Origin of the sequence: Xanthomonas hydrangeae (genome assembly GCF_032697525.1) — a bacterium.
Classification (GTDB): domain Bacteria; phylum Pseudomonadota; class Gammaproteobacteria; order Xanthomonadales; family Xanthomonadaceae; genus Xanthomonas; species Xanthomonas hydrangeae.
The window spans coordinates 982,794-997,906 of sequence record NZ_CP103836.1; the positions used below are offsets into that span (position 1 = coordinate 982,794).

General features: G+C 63.8%; 10 protein-coding genes. 3 read left to right on the forward strand and 7 right to left on the reverse strand.

What is annotated here, in order from left to right; genetic code table 11:
• Positions 1-2 precede the first annotated feature (2 nt).
• On the forward strand, positions 3-2,876 hold the full coding sequence (locus NYR97_RS03965; RefSeq protein WP_316696781.1) for a type 2 lanthipeptide synthetase LanM family protein: 2,874 nt from the start codon (positions 3-5) through the stop codon (positions 2,874-2,876).
• Positions 2,877-2,880: 4 nt separating this feature from the next.
• A complete protein-coding gene (locus NYR97_RS03970; protein ID WP_316696782.1) occupies positions 2,881-4,770 on the forward strand; it encodes an ABC transporter ATP-binding protein in 1,890 nt (629 codons plus the stop codon).
• Positions 4,771-4,811: 41 nt separating this feature from the next.
• Here the strand turns inward: NYR97_RS03970 and NYR97_RS03975 are convergent, their stop codons facing one another.
• On the reverse strand, positions 4,812-7,475 hold the full coding sequence (locus tag NYR97_RS03975; RefSeq protein ID WP_316696783.1) for a TonB-dependent receptor: 2,664 nt from the start codon (positions 7,473-7,475) through the stop codon (positions 4,812-4,814).
• 616 nt (positions 7,476-8,091) lie between these two features.
• On the reverse strand, positions 8,092-8,847 hold the full coding sequence (locus tag NYR97_RS03980) for a S41 family peptidase (protein ID WP_316696784.1): 756 nt from the start codon (positions 8,845-8,847) through the stop codon (positions 8,092-8,094).
• A 66-nt stretch (positions 8,848-8,913) separates the two neighbouring features.
• On the opposite strand from NYR97_RS03980, the gene NYR97_RS03985 reads away from it, so the two are divergent.
• The gene (locus NYR97_RS03985; RefSeq protein WP_316696785.1) at positions 8,914-9,177 is read left to right on the forward strand and encodes a hypothetical protein; all 264 of its coding nucleotides are present in this window, start codon (positions 8,914-8,916) and stop codon (positions 9,175-9,177) included.
• A 514-nt stretch (positions 9,178-9,691) separates the two neighbouring features.
• On the opposite strand, the gene nagA is transcribed toward NYR97_RS03985, so the two are convergent.
• Genes nagA through NYR97_RS04010 form a run of 5 tightly spaced genes read right to left on the reverse strand, consistent with a single transcriptional unit; the run spans position 9,692 to position 15,033 of the window.
• Positions 9,692-10,846, reverse strand: coding sequence for an N-acetylglucosamine-6-phosphate deacetylase (nagA, locus tag NYR97_RS03990; protein WP_316696786.1), 1,155 nt, complete (start codon positions 10,844-10,846; stop codon positions 9,692-9,694).
• A 2-nt stretch (positions 10,847-10,848) separates the two neighbouring features.
• Positions 10,849-11,877: an SIS domain-containing protein gene (locus tag NYR97_RS03995; protein WP_316696787.1), complete on the reverse strand. Its 1,029-nt coding sequence runs from the start codon at positions 11,875-11,877 to the stop codon at positions 10,849-10,851.
• Positions 11,878-11,882: 5 nt separating this feature from the next.
• Positions 11,883-12,950 (reverse strand): LacI family DNA-binding transcriptional regulator, encoded by a 1,068-nt coding sequence (locus NYR97_RS04000; RefSeq protein ID WP_043889880.1) that lies wholly within the window; start codon positions 12,948-12,950, stop codon positions 11,883-11,885.
• Between the two features lie 40 nt (positions 12,951-12,990).
• Positions 12,991-14,265 carry a sugar MFS transporter gene (locus NYR97_RS04005; RefSeq protein ID WP_023905112.1) on the reverse strand — a complete coding sequence of 425 codons (1,275 nt, stop codon included), beginning with the start codon at positions 14,263-14,265 and terminating at the stop codon, positions 12,991-12,993.
• A 45-nt stretch (positions 14,266-14,310) separates the two neighbouring features.
• Positions 14,311-15,033: a GntR family transcriptional regulator gene (locus NYR97_RS04010; RefSeq protein ID WP_172839323.1), complete on the reverse strand. Its 723-nt coding sequence runs from the start codon at positions 15,031-15,033 to the stop codon at positions 14,311-14,313.
• Between the last annotated feature and the right edge of the window lie 80 nt (positions 15,034-15,113).

The following is a 15,113-nucleotide window of genomic DNA, read 5'->3' on the forward strand; positions in this document are numbered from 1 at the left end:
GCATGGTCTCCGGCCAGCATGGCGGTGACTTCGCCACGTCGCTGGGCTGCCTGATTTCGTCACCGATCGAGAAACTGGCAGTCCAGCTCAGCGAGATGGCCTCGCTTGAACACAGCGAACGCGATGTCATCCTCCAAGCAACGCGCGATACGTTGCTGGCAGCGCTGCATGGCAAGCTCACCCGACTTCTGTTATTGGAACTCAATGCTGCGCGAGTCAACGACAAACTCGATGGCGATACCGCAGAACAGCGCTGGCTGGAGTTTCAGCAACTCACCTGCGCGTCAGATTACTGGCAATCACTGGCCCCGCATTATCCTGGCCTGATCGAGCGTATCGATACCCTGATTGCACACCGGTGTACTGCAGCGGCAATGTTCGCGCAGCGCTGGTGTAGCGATCGAAACACGTTGACGACCTTGCTGCTCACGGCGCCCGGCGTCCTTCTGGAACTGGCGTTCGGAGCCGGCGATAGCCATTGTGGCGGCCAAAACGTGGCGCTGGTGCGCTGTACTGGCGGCCAGTTGGTATACAAACCAAGATCGGTCGCGATCGATCTGGCATTGGCAACATTTGTCGGCATGCTCGCGGAGGCTCTGCCCACCAGCATGCGCGTTCCTCGTGCCATCGATTACGGCGCTTATGGGTGGGTTGAGTTCGTCGCGCATCAACATGCCGGCACGCCGGCCGGGCAGCAGGATTTCTATCGCGGCATCGGTCATTGGTTGGCGGTCATGCGGTTACTGGCCGGCACCGATCTGCACGCAGGCAACCTTATTGCGCATGGTTCCTCGCCAACGGTGATCGACTGCGAGACGCTGTTCACTCCGCGTCTTCCTGCTCCTCCGTCAGGGCTAGGCGATGCGACGGATCTGGTGGCTGCCACGATCGCAGGCACGGTCGCCAACATCGGACTGCTGCCCGGACGTGCCACCGGGCTTGGATGGCGCGGGGTCGACCATTCGGCGCTGGGATCGTTGCCCGGCCAGCAGCCGGACGTGCCGCAGCCTGCGGTGATCGATGCGGGAACCGATCAGGCGCGCATCGGGATGGGCATGGCGCGCGGAATGCCGAACGCACAGAACCATCCGGATGCACGCCCCGAACTGGCGCGCTATTGGCCCGATGTGCTGAGCGGCTTCGGCGAAATGACGCAAGTGCTGCAGCAGTTGGACGCGCGCGATGGATTAAGTCCACGCCTGGAACAGTTCGCCGGCTGCGTGGTGCGCTTCGTTGCGAGGCCAACCGAAACCTACGCCGAAATCGGCCGCATGCTCTGGCACCCGGTGTCGCTGCATAACCCGGCGCAGGCACGCCAACGCGCGTATGACTTGATGCTGCGCATGGCCGACAACGTGGGATCGGTGCCGCACGACCCCGCCATTCTGCAGGCGGAGATCGACGACCTGCTGGCTGGCGACATCCCATATTTTTCCACCATTACCGACGATGGCTGCCCGAAAGGTCCAGGAAAAACTCACTGGAAGATTGCCGACAACCTGATCGCCGCCGCGCTAGCGGATTGGCGCAACGCCGATCTCGCGCTTGAGCGTGAAGTCATCCACGCCTCGCTGATCAGCGCGTTCGTCAACGACGGCTGGATGCCGGAAGATCGCTCGTTGCTGCCAGTGGTGCCGCGACGCGGCGACATCGAGCAGCGGCGCAGGCAACAGCTTTCCGCACTGATGCGTCGATTGGTTGAGCATGCAGTCGTGGGCAAGGACGGCAGCATCGCGTGGCTGGCACCGGTGCTGGCCGCCAATGGCTGGTCGGTGCAACCGCTCGGGCCGGATGTGTATAACGGCGTAGCCGGCATGGCGCTGCTGCTGGCGGCCTACCGGCGCGAATCCGCCGAAGGGCGTGCCGATCCGGTGGATGGCATCGACCACTGCCTGCAGGCCTGCGTCACCACCTTGGCAATGGGCGATGCCAAGCGACGTCGACTCATCCGCGATGGAATCCGTTTCCGCCCACTGCCGCCTGGCGGTTATATCGGACTGGGATCGCAGCTGTGGGCATATCTGGTGCTTGCCGATTTCGGCATCGATGCTGTGTTGGAACATGCTGCAGCGCTGACGCAGGAATTTACCGATGCCGCGCAGGCCGACCAGGTGTTCGATGTACTGGTCGGTTGCGCCGGTGCGATCGTGCCGCTGATTGCGCTGGCCAAACGCACAGGCGAGCAACGTCATCTGGAGACCGCCACGGTGATCGGCAATCGTATCTGCCAGGCGGGCACGCGCAATGGCGACACGCTGCATTGGACGCATACCCGTTGGCCCGACGGCATTGGAGGCTTTGCCCACGGCGTGACAGGGATCGGCTGGGCATTGACCAAACTGGCGCGGGTGACGGAAAGCTCGCTGCATGCGGGTTGTGCAGAGGCCGCCTTCGCCTTCGAGGACACGCTCTACGACCCCACGTATGACAACTGGCGCGATCTGCGCATGCTGGCCGGCAACCCGACCGCAGCGGCCTGGTGCCATGGCGCAGTCGGCATCGGTCTAGCGCATGCAGACCTGGATCCACAACTAACCCATCCGCGCACCCGCCAGGTCCTACGGATCGCCGTTGACGCAACTGCCCGTCAAGGGCTTGGCTGGAATCACTGCGCCTGTCATGGCGACTTGAGTGCATGGGAGTTGTTCGACACCGCAGCGCGTCTGCAACCAGAGATGCACGGCAACGCACCTGCCGATCTGCTGGACAGCGTGCTGACCAGTATCGAAGATCACGGCGCATGCTGCGGTCTGCTGCGCGACACCTTGTCGCCCGGCTTGATGCCGGGGTTGGGCGGCATTGCGTATCAATTGCTCAGGACGCATCCGCAACATCGGATCCCATCGATTCTGGTGCAGGGAGGACTGGGTTTGTAACGCCATGGCAGAGCAACCGGCACAGATCCAGAACCCGTACTGGCGTATCGCATGCGACGCTTCCGCACAGGGCCTGGGCGCAATCATGGTCAAGCTGACCAGCGCGATCCGGCCGGTCCTGAGCATCGCCCGACGTGCCGCGCCGGCCGCGATCCGCATACTGGTCGCCAGCCAACTGCTGGCGGCAGCGGCAGCGGTCTGGGGATTGCTGTTGCTCAGGCAGGTGTTGGGCGTGCTGCTCTCCGGCGTCACCGCGTCCACATTGATCGCGCAGTTGCTTCCCAGCGTGTCGTTGCTGCTGGTCGCGCAGTTGCTGCGTGTTGCCGCACGCGCCGCGAGCCTGTCCGCGCAAGCGCGGTTGGTACCGAAGGTAAGGCATCTGGCCGACGACCAGATCCTGGCCGCCAGCCTGTCCATCGATCTAGCTGCATTCGACGACCCGCACTTCTTCGATCGTATGCAGCGCGCGCGCGACCGCGGCGCATTGCACATCGAGCGCGTTGCGGTTTGCCTGTCCGAAATACTGTCGGCGCTGCTGGCGGTGATGGCCGCATCACTCGCGTTGCTGTGGCTGCATCCGCTGCTGCTGCTCGCCTTGCTGGTCGCCTTTATCCCCGAAGGCTGGGCGGCGCTTGCCACCGCACGGCTGCACTATGCCGGCATGGACAAGACCATCGCGCTGACCCGGCATGCACGGATGATCGCCGAACTTGCCACCTCACGCGATGCAGCCGCAGAGATCCGTGCCTGCCAGGCGCAGAACTACGTGCTTGGCCAATACCGGCGCAGCGCGATTCCACTGCAGGAGCATCTGATCGACCAGGCCACCGTCGAAGCCCGAACGATGACGCGTGGCCGCCTGCTCTCGATGCTCGGCCTATTGCTTACCTTTGCCGGTCTTGCCGCGATGTTGCAGACAGGCTGGTTGAACCTGGCTCTGGCCGGCACTGCAGTCATCGCCATCCAGATGACCACCAGTGCATTCGCGCAATGCTTGCGCATGCTGCACGAGATCTCCGAGCGCGCGCTCTACATCGCCGACTATCACGATTTTTTAGCGTTGGCGGCAATGCAGGTTGCGGCAGGTGGCGACAAGATCCCGCCCGCGCAGCCGGACGAGATCGTGCTGGATCGTGTCGGCTTCCGTTACCCAGGCATGACCGAACGCATCGCGCTGCAGGGCATTAGCTTACGCATCCAGGCAGGTCAGACGATTGCCCTGGTTGGTGAAAACGGATCGGGCAAGACCACCCTGGCCAAACTGATTGCGGGGCTCTACCGGCCCAGCATCGGTGCGATTTATTGGGATAGTGTCGATTTACGCCAGTTTCAGACACAGGCATTACGTGAGCGCGTGAGCATCGTGCAGCAGCATCCGCTGCGCTGGCCCGGTAGCGCGCGCGACAATCTCCGGCTCGGTCAACCCGAACGTCACGACCCCTCGGACGAGCAGCTGCAGCGTGCCGCTGAGCGCGCGCAAGCCACCACAGTGATCGAGGGGCTACCTGGCGGTTGGGATTGCCTGTTGTCGCGTGAATTCGTGGGCGGTCACGATCTCTCCAGTGGTCAATGGCAACGGCTTGCAGTGGCGCGTGGCATCTTTCGCGACGCCCCGCTGGTGATCTGGGACGAACCCACCGCTCCGCTCGACGCCAAGGCCGAACACGCCGTCTTCGAATCGTTGCGCGAGCTCGGGCGCGAGCGCACGGTCGTGCTCATCACGCATCGCCTTGCGAGTGTGCGCGAAGTGGACCAGATCTTCTTTCTGCAGGAGGGCCGGTTGATCGAACAAGGCACGCATGCAGAGCTGATGCGACACAGTGGCGCCTATGCGGAGCTATATCGCCTACAGGCACGACAGCACGACACCCATGACCGACACCGTCAGGAATGACCGGAGCGGCTACGTCGCATCAGCCGCTCCGAGCATGACCCTCAAAGCTTGAAATTCAGACTCAACATGAAAGAACGGCCGTTCTTGTAGATGTAGTACGGCTGGTTCTTGTTGCCGATGTAGCTGAAGTAGGTTTCGTCCAGCAGATTGGTGGCTTCCAGCGCCACGCGCAGGCGCTCGGTGGCCTGGTAGCCGAACGAGGCATCGACCTGGGTAAACGCATCGGTCATCTGCTGGCCATTGAGCCGGCCGATCTGGGTGAAGTACTCCGAGCGCCAGCCCAGATTCACCCGCGCGCTCCATTTGCCCTGCTCGTAGTACGGGCTGATGTTGTAGGCGTTGCGCGAGTTGTACGGCAGGCTGTAATCGCCGTCGGTCTTGGAATCGGAATAGGTGTAGTTGGCCACCACGCCGAATCCGTTGCCGAAGTTGTGCTGCAGGTTGAGCGCCACGCCACGCACCTTGGCGTCGCCGGCATTGGTCGGCACGGAGGTCTGATACGTGCTCGAACCGCCGGTGGCGTTGTTGAAGAACACCCGGTCTTCCACCGTGGTCAGGATGTAGTTGGAGATGTCGCGTGAGAAGAATTCGCCGCTGAGCAGGCTGCTGTCGGAGAAATACCACTCCAGCGATGCGCCCAGATTGGTCGACTCGTACGGGCTCAGTCCGGGATTGCCGGTGGATGCGGTGAGCGTGGTGTCGTCGGTGGCCACGTACGGGGTCATGTTGGTGTAGCGCGGCCGTGCGATCACCTTGGAGGCGGCAAAGCGCACCATCAGATCGTCGCGCAGGTCGTAGGCGATATTGAAGGCCGGCAGCCACTTGCCGTAGCTGTTGAGGAAATTGACCGGCGTGTAGCCGCCGCCCGGCGCGTAGCTGAAGCCATCGGTGGAATCGCGCGTGTGCACATACCGTACGCCGATGTTGCCGCGATAGCGCTCGCCGGAAAAATTGGCTTGCAGGAACCACGCACGGTTCTGCTCTTCGATGCTGTAGTTGCCGGCGTAGCTGATCGGCAGCCCGTCATCGCCTTCCAGTCCGCTGATGTACTGGCTGATCGCGCCGCTGTTGATCGTCGACCACTGCTGCATATCGGCGCTGGTGGATATGCCATCCAGATAGCCCGACGGCGTGGTGCCCGGCGAGAACGCAGCGAGCGTGCTGCCATCGTTCGGCGTCCAGGTGCGGCTGTACGCCGATTGCCCGGTGGCGTGATTGGTGAGTTTGATGCCGGTCAGAATCTGCGTGAATGGCCCCCACTCCACCGCATGATCGAAGTCCAGCTGCAGATAGCGCTCCTTGTCGTACTGCGGGCTGTGGCTGGCCGATGCGTTGTTGAGTTGCATCGCTGCCGCGTTGGTGGGGTCGGTGCTGTAGTCCATCGCGGTGCGGCGCCCGTCGATGTTGTAGCTGTAGCCGGCAAGATTGCGGAACTGGATGCCGTAGATGCGCTCTGCACCGCCTTGCGAGCTGGTGTAGCCAACCTGGCTCGACGCATTCCAGCCATCGCCATGCCAGTCGGCACGCAAGTGGATGCTGCCGGTGGTGACGTCGCTGTTGCGCAGATAACCGTCCAGGAACGTGGTGGATTGATCGCCGAACGTACCCGAGGTGGCCACGCCATTTTCGAAGCCCAGCGCCTGCGCATCGCCCGGGTTGGAGCCCCAGTAGCCGTAGCGGCTCTGGTTGTAGTTGTCGAAACTTTCCTTGACGTACAAGCCAGTCAGATTGAGCTCGAAATCGGCATCGGGCTTCCATTGCAGTGCGGCGCTGACACCGTCGCGCTTGCGCGTCTGCTGAAACAAGGCCGTGTTGATCGAGGTCGGAAACACACCGGTGTTATTGCCCACCACACCCGGCGGAAACCCTGCGCCTTCCACGTTGTCGTAGCCGAAAATTTCCACCCCATCGCGGCGCAACACGCGCTGCGAATGCATTACCGAGGTGAGCACGCCCAGCGTTTCGTCCTGGTTCTTCCAGCTGTACAGCGCCGATGCGTTCGGCTTGGGGTCTTCGGAGCGATCGTTATAGCCGTAGCTCACCGTGCCGGTCAGCGTATTGCGCTCGAGATCCAGCGGTTTGCGTGTGTGCACGATCACGGTGCCGCCGATGGAGCCTTCGTCGATACGCGCTTCCGGGGTCTTGTAGACCTCCATCAAGCCGACCACTTCCGGTGCCAGCGTGCTGTAGTTGAACGAACGGCTATCCGGGTCGTTGGGGTCGCCGCCCCAACTGGTGGAGGCAATGGTCTGGCCATTGAGCAGCACACGATTGAGCGCCGGATCGGTGCCGAGGATGCTGACTTTTTCGCCTTCGCCGAACTGGCGGTCCACGGTGATGCCGGACAGGCGCGACAGCGACTCGGCGACGTTGGTGTCTGGGAATTTGCCGATGTCTTCGGCACTGATCGCATCGACGATCGCATCGGCATTGCGCTTGACGTTGAGTGCCTTGCCGAGGCTGGCCTGATAGCCCACCACCTTGATTTCATCCAAGGTGGACACCGATGGATTGGTTTGCGCGGGTGCCTGTTCTTGCGAGGCTGCAGCCTGCTCCTGCGCACCTGCAGGCAACGCGGCAACGCCTACCAGGGCAGCGCCACCGATCAACAGATTACGGACTGCAGTACTCAATGGCGTGCGCCGCAACGGATGCGCATGACAGAACACGTGACGGGACAACTCGAACACACGGGAAGACGGCATTGCGTAGACCTCTTGACGGATGTCAGGTGGCAACCATGTGGTTGCACGACAGCGCGCGATGCGCGTGACATGCCCGCACTCCGTCCCCTGTGCCGGATGCGAGCAGCGTCCCGCATCACCGTAGCGGCGTGCGGGTCAGCGCCAGTCCGACCAGCAGCCGGACGACAACGCTTTCAAGAATTCAGAAGTGGCTCCTGCTCGCTGACAACGTTATCAGCGAAGGTGCCTTTCGCAGCCGGGGCTGTCAACTCGCTGCCACAAATGGCCACTTTCATGCCTGAAACTGCACCGACGATGCAGATATTGGAATGACAGCGTGATCGCGATCGCATTCATTTGCTTCGATGAGCAGACCACTGCGCGTAGCGGCCTGATGCCACAAGACTGCGCAGCCCGATGTTGCGATGCAGGGTGTGTTGAAAGCGGCGATGTGGTGCATGCGGGCGTTTTATTGGTGCGCAGGCAGTATTCGCGCAATGCACCTCGCCCTGCGAACGCTGCACTCCGTGGCTAAGTAAGTCGTGGCCACCAACTCAGTTCCATACAGCTGAAGGTGCACCGACACCGGCCGTTCGTCACAATGTTTACCCGATGCACCAGCCCCCGTACAGGACGATCACTTCGAACGGACGCAGGCCTGCGTCCGCAGCCACTGTGCAGCCGCGTCGATCATATCGACCTGCGAGTCAAGCAGGACATCCGGTTGCAGCCGGCCATCATTGCGGTGCTCGTTGCGATCCTGCGTGTAGCTGGCGGCAATCGCAAGAACACCGCCGCCAGGCAGTTCCACCGAGCGATTGCCGGTGGTCTGACCGGCGCTTGGCTGACCGAAGCTGCGCGTGTTCGCACGGCCACGGAAAGAGATCGCAACCATCTCGCCCGCACTCGCCGTCTTCGGGCCGATCAAAACGGCAACCGGGCGATCTGTTTGCAGGCCGTCGGGCGAGGCAGTCGAGCGTGGCGCAGGCCGTGCCCGCCATGGCGATTGCTTGCCGGCTGCATCGACGAAGCTGCCGAGCGCTACATTGCCCAGTAGCGCATGCAGCCCGTTGATCATTGGCCACATCGTGCCGCCGGTGTTGTGGCGTAAATCGACAAGCCAGCCACAACTGGCCTGTGCGGCAGCTTGATCAAGCGCCCTCGCGAGCGATGTCTGGTAAGCACTGCTGACTTCTCTGGAGGATGTCATCAGGCCGGGGACGTCGATATAGGCAATCCCGGATGCCAACAGGCGTGTCTGCATGGCAGGCAGCTCGCGCTGTGCAACTGCTTCCACGCGACGCCGCCTGGAAGGACGCATCAGGAAACTATGGCCGTCATCGAGCTGGGCGATCAGCGCCTCGATAGCAGCATACGCATCGGCCTCGCGCATGCCTGCTGCCTGCGTACGCAGCTGCGGCTCACGCGTGGCCCAATCGATGCGGGCACTGTGCAGCGCTTGGTCCCGGATCGCGGGGATGGCGATATCCAGGATCGCGCTGGCCGATGCGGCATCGACGATTGGCTGGACGGTCAGGCGCAACTGGCTGACATCCAGCGCTCCATCGCCTCGCAGCACAACGCCGATGAACACCTTCTGCGCACCCGTCGGCACCTGCAGCGCAATGGAGCGGCTTGCACGCGTCGTGCCGCTGACCGGATCGGTTTGCGAGCTTTCGAACGCCAGGCGTTTGCCATGCGCGTCATCGGCGCGCATCCATAGCGTGGCGCCCTGCATTGCGTTGGAGGTTGCCAAGACGCCGGACAACAGCAACGACTGGCCGCGCAAAGAAACAGCGTCCAATTGTGCGGAGGCAGCGCCGAATGCTGCAGTCCGCGCGGCAACTGCGGTCAGACGCAATTGCGCACCTTCACCAGACTGCACGTCGCCTTGCACCGCAGTCAGTTGGTAATCAGCACCACCGGCAGCCGAATACCAGTCTGGATTCGCCGCCGTCGCCTGCACGCTGCACCACAGACTCAGCACCAGCCACCATCGCATCCGTGCGTACTTCATCCGTTACTCGTCGCAATCTGGGGTCAGACGCAACTCTAGCAGCCATTGCATGCGCTGCAAGGCCGTGCGCGGGCTGCGACATCCAACCCGCCGGATGTGGCAACTGGTGGCAACGCGGCTGCCGATCGCGCGCGACAATTGCGGTGGTCGGGCAGCACACCCCGCGTCGCGCGCTCATCGCTGTCTTTGGGCACGAGCGTATTCGGCCTGAGCGAGACGCCTAACCGCGCTGGCCGGCCACCCAGGTGTTCAACACCTGCACATCCGCATCCACCAGCACCAGATCGGCTTGATAGCCCGCCGCAATCCTGCCCAGGCGATCGCCCAGGCCGATGCACTGCGCGGGATACGTGGACGCCATGCGCGCGGCTTCGGCCAGGTCCACGCCCAGCCACTGCACGCTGTTGCGCACGGCGGTGGCCATGTCCAGCGCGGAGCCGGCCAGTGCGCCGTCGGCGTTGCGCACCACACCGTCCACGGCAGTGATGGTTTCGTCATACAGATCGAAGCTGGGGCTGTCGGCACCGACCATCGGCATGGCGTCGGTGACCAGCAGCACCTTGCCGCGCGGCTTGGCCGCCAGCGCCACGCGCAGGCTGGCAGGGTGCACGTGCACGCCGTCGACGATGACGCCGCACCACACGTTGGGGTCTTCCAACGCAGCGCCTGCGGCGCTGGGCTCGCGCCCGGTCAGTTGCGACATTGCGTTGTACAGATGGGTGAAGCCACTGACACCGGCAGCGATGCCGGCGTGCGCCTGCTCGTATGTCGCCGCGGTGTGGCCGGCGAACACGATCGCGCCACCGGCGACGAAGGCGCGGATGTCGTCCAACGGCACACGCTCGGGTGCGAGCGTGATCAGGGTGACGCCGTTGTCCAGCGAGGTATCGACCGCAATCTCGTGCGCGTCCGGCAGGCGGAACTTGTGCGCGTCGTGCGTGCCCTTGCGCGCCGGGCTCAGGTACGGGCCTTCCAGATGGATGCCGAGCACGCCGGGCACGCCTTGCGCGATGGCCTGACGCGTGGCTTCGATCGCCTCGGCCATCACCTCGGCAGTGTCGCTGATCAGCGTGGGCAACATGCCGGTGGTGCCGAAGCGGCGATGCGCCGCAGCGATCGTGGCCAGTGCCTGCGGGTCGCGCGCGTTGTTGAACAGCACGCCGCCGCCGCCATTGACCTGAATGTCGATAAAGCCCGGCAACAAGGTGGCGCCGCCCAGATCCACGCGTGTGTGCGCCTGCGCAACACGCGCATCGTCGGCCGCCACCACCGCCTGGATCTGCGTGCCCGCCAGCAATACGACCAGTCCATCCTGCAAGCCGTCGTCGGCGAGCACGCGTGCATTGCACAACGCTTGAATCGGGGAAGCATCCATGTTCAAACCGTTTCCGTAACCTTGTTCAAATGCGGCGGCAAATCGGGATTGTGGCCACGCTGCAGTGCGAGCGCATTGATCGCGCGATAGAAGCTCTGCACGGTCAGCAGCGGTGCGCTGGCCGGATGTGCGGCATCGGCCAGCGACAGGTCGCCATCGGGCGCGGCCAGCCACACCTGCGCGCCACGCGCGCGGAATTCGGCGGCGAGTGCGCGCGTGCCGGCACCGGTTTCGTCCGGCTGGGCAAATACCAGCACCGGGAAGCCCGGCCCCACCAGCGCCATCGGGCCGTGTTTGACCTCGGCCGAGCTATACGCTTCGGCGTGCAGGCCGCAGGTTTCCTTGAACTTCAAGGCTGCTTCCTGCGCCGCGCCCAGGCCCAGGCCGCGACCGAGCACGAACAGGTTGTGTGCGGGCACCAGGCCGGCAGTGAGTGCGGACCAGTCCGCCTGCCAGGCGTTGCGCAACTGCTGCGGCAATGCATCCAGCGCGGCCAGCAATGCGGGGTCGTTCTTCCACACCGCACCCAGGTGCAGCACTGCGGCGAGCGAAGCCAGATAGCTCTTGGTGGCGGCCACGCTTTTTTCCGGGCCTGCGCCCAGCGGAATCACCACCTCGGCCAACTGCGCCAGCGGCGAATCTTCCACGTTGACCAGGGCGACCACGCGCGCGCCGGCGGCTTTTGCGGCTTCGGCATTGCGCAGCAGGTCAGGACTCTTGCCCGATTGCGAAATCACGATGTACAGCGCGCCGCGCAACTGCAGCGGCGCTGCGTAGACCGAGCCCACCGACGGCGATGCGGAAGCGGTGACAATGCCAAGCTGGGTTTCGAACAGATACTTGGCGTAGGTCGCGGCATGATCGGAGCTGCCGCGCGCGCAGGTCACCACGAACGGCGGCGGGTTGTCGCGCAGCGACTGCGCAAGTGCGGCGATGGTGTCGGCGTTGCGGGCGAACTGTGCGGCGACCACGTCGGCGGTCTGCGCCGCCTCGCGGAACATCAAGGTATCGGTTTGGAGGGGAAGGCTCATCGGGCTCAGACGGATTCGGTGGGAGAGGATTTGGCGGCCGGCGGTTGCGCCGGTGCAGTGGAACCGCGCACGACCAGTTGCGGCACGAAACCGCGGTTCTGCAATTGCGCGGGCTGATCGTCGTAGGCATCGCTGCGCAGCTGGCTGATCAACAGACGCGCAGCGTGCCGCGCGATGTCGTCGGTGGCCTGCTTGGCGGTGGTCAATGCCGGCCACGACTGGCGCGAGAACGGGCTGTCTTCGAAGCCGGCGATCGAGAGTTGATACGGTACGTTCATGCCGGTGGACTTGGCCGCGGCCAGCACGCCGGCGGCGATTTCATCGTTGCTGCCGAAGATGGCGGTGGGCGGCTCGCGCAGCGACAACAGCCGGCGCGCGCCACGGAAGCCATCGTCGAAGGTGTAGTCGCCGGGAATCACCAGATGCTTGTCCAGGGTGATGCCGTAATCCTTCAGCGCGGCCTCGTAGCCGGCGTAGCGCTCGCCGCTGGAACGGTGCTGTGGGCCGCCCCACAAAAAACCGATGCGCTGATGGCCCAGTTGCACCAGATGTTCGGTGATCTCATACGCCGCAGCGCGGTCGTCGATATACACGCACGGGCCATCGCCGGGATCGTCGGTGGCGGCGATGATGCGCACGCTCTTGATGCCGCGCGCGGCCAGCCCGGCCATCAGCTCGGGGCGCTCTGACATCGGTGCGGTCAGCACCACGCCGGCCAGACGCGAGCGTTGCACCCATTCGGCCAATTCTTCGGCCAGCAACGGCGAGGTGGAATCGCAGGGATGGATCTGCAGACCGAAGCCGGTTTCGCGGCACGCGGCGAGCACGCCATTTTGAATGGCGATGATGTGATACGGGTTGGGGTTGTCGTACACCAGACCGATCACGAACGGCGTACCGCTGCGCAGATTGCGTGCGGACGGATCGGGCTCGTAGTCGAGATCGGCGATGGCGCGCAGCACGCGCGCGCGCGTGGCCTGCATCACCGATGGCTCGTTGTTGATCACGCGCGACACGGTCTTCAACGAGACCTTGGCGCGCTCGGCGACATCTTTGATGGTGGGCCTGCGCATGGAGGTACCTTGTTCGTCGGAACGCATCATGCCGCGTCGCTCACTTGGCCTGGGCCGGCAGGCCCACGCGATGACCGCGCAGCGAATAGAACAGGATGTACAGATAGCACGGCACCATCAGCGCAGCGAACACGACCTGGAAGTCGTAGTGCTGTTTGAGAATGGCGAATAGCTGCGGAATGATCGCGCCACCGGCAATGCCCATGACCAGCAATGCCGAACCGATTTCGGTAAAGCGGCCGAGCCCGCGAATGGCCAGCGGGAAGATCGCCGGCCACATCATCGCGTTGGCAAAGCCCAGCGCGGCAACGAAGCCAACCGACACATAGCCATGCGTGAGCAAGGCACCGAGCGAGAACAGCACACCCAGCACCGCCGACACGCTCAGGTAGCGTGCCTGCGAGATCACGCGCGGAATCAGCACCAGGCCAGCGATATAGCCCACCAGCATCGCTCCCAGCGTGTAGGAGGTGAACAGTTTGGTGCTGTCCAACGGCAGATTGAAGCCGTGACCGTAGGTGCCGATCGCATCGCCGGCCATCACTTCCACGCCCACGTACACGAACAGGCACAACACGCCCAGCCACAGATGCGGAAACTGGAAGATGCTGGATTTCTGCACGCCGGCAGCGCCGGGCGTTGCATTGGCCTCGGAGGCCTTGAGTTCGGGCAACGGCGAGAACAATACGCCGATGGCCAACAGCAACAGTACGCCGGACATCACCAGGTACGGTGCGTGAATCTTGGCGGCAAACGCAGTGAGCAAGGTTTCCTTGGTCGCGGCATTGGCACTGGCCACCTGCTCGGACAGATCGCCGATGCCGTGCAACACCAGCGAGCCGATCAGGATCGGCGCCAGGATGCCGGCGATCTTGTTGCAGATCCCCATCAGCGCGATACGCCGGGCCGCGCTCTCGATCGGGCCGAGGATGCTGATGTACGGGTTGATCGCGGTCTGCAGCAGCGCCAGGCCGCTACCGATCACGAACAGGCCGCCCAATGCGCCCGGATACCAGCGCTGGGTGGCGAACTGGCCGAACGCCGCCGCCCCCACCGCCATCACCACCAGACTCAGCGCCAGGCCTTTCTTCATGCCGGTGCGCTTGAGGATCCACGACGAGGGCAGCGCCAGAAAGAAATACGACAGGTAGAACACCATCAGCACCAGAAACGCATTGACCTCGTTGAGGTCGAACGCCAGGCGCACGAAGGTGATCAGCGGCCCGTTGATCCAGGTGAAAAAGCCGATGATGAAAAACAGCACGCCGACGATGGCGATCGAGACAACGGGATTTGCGGGCCTGGCAGTAGTCATGGATCGGCTGGCTCTGAGGTTGTCGTTGGGGGACGCCGGGTGGAATCAGCGGCGCAGTTCGGCGACGAAATCGTAGAAGTCGTTGTGGCAATAGGTGTCGGTCAATTCGATCGCGCTGCCGTCGCGGGCGTAGCCCACGCGCACCACATGCAGGATCGCCTCGCCGGTCTTCATGCGCAGGTGTTCGGCCAGCCGCGCGGGCAGATTGATTGCGCGGAAATACTGCAACGCGCGTACCACCGGCGTGCCTTGCGCATCCAGATAGCTATAGAGCGAATCGCCGATCTGCTGCGGGTCGGCGACGATGCGTTGCGGCAGCACCGCGTGCTCGTAGGCCATGACGCGGTCGTCGGCGCTGCGCAAGCGCGTCAGCGAAGCCACGGCCGCATCCGGCGACAGACCGAGCCGCAGGATTTCTTCGCCATGCGCCGGGCGCAGCCGCCGCTCCAGCCAGCGCGTGCCCGGCTCGTAGCCCTTGATGCGCAGCGTCTCGCTGAAACTGGTCAGGCCGCTGAGCTGATGCTGGATCTGCGCGGTGACGAAGGTGCCGGCGCCCTGACGGCGCGAGACCAGGCCTTGTTCGACCAGCACGTCCACCGCCTGGCGCAGGGTCACCCGCGAAATCTGCAGCCGTTCGCACAGCTGGCGCTCGGCCGGCAGCGCCTCGCCGGCCTTCCACTCACCGCCGCGGATGGCGTCGGTGAGCTTGCCTGCCAGTTGCAGGTACAACGGGGTCGGCGCGGACGCGTCCAACGCCAGATCGTCCACCCGGGGATCGGTGTCGTTCCGGGGTGCCGCCTTGGGTTTGGCCATTGCTTGTCCTCCGGACCGACTTGGATTCGTTAGGT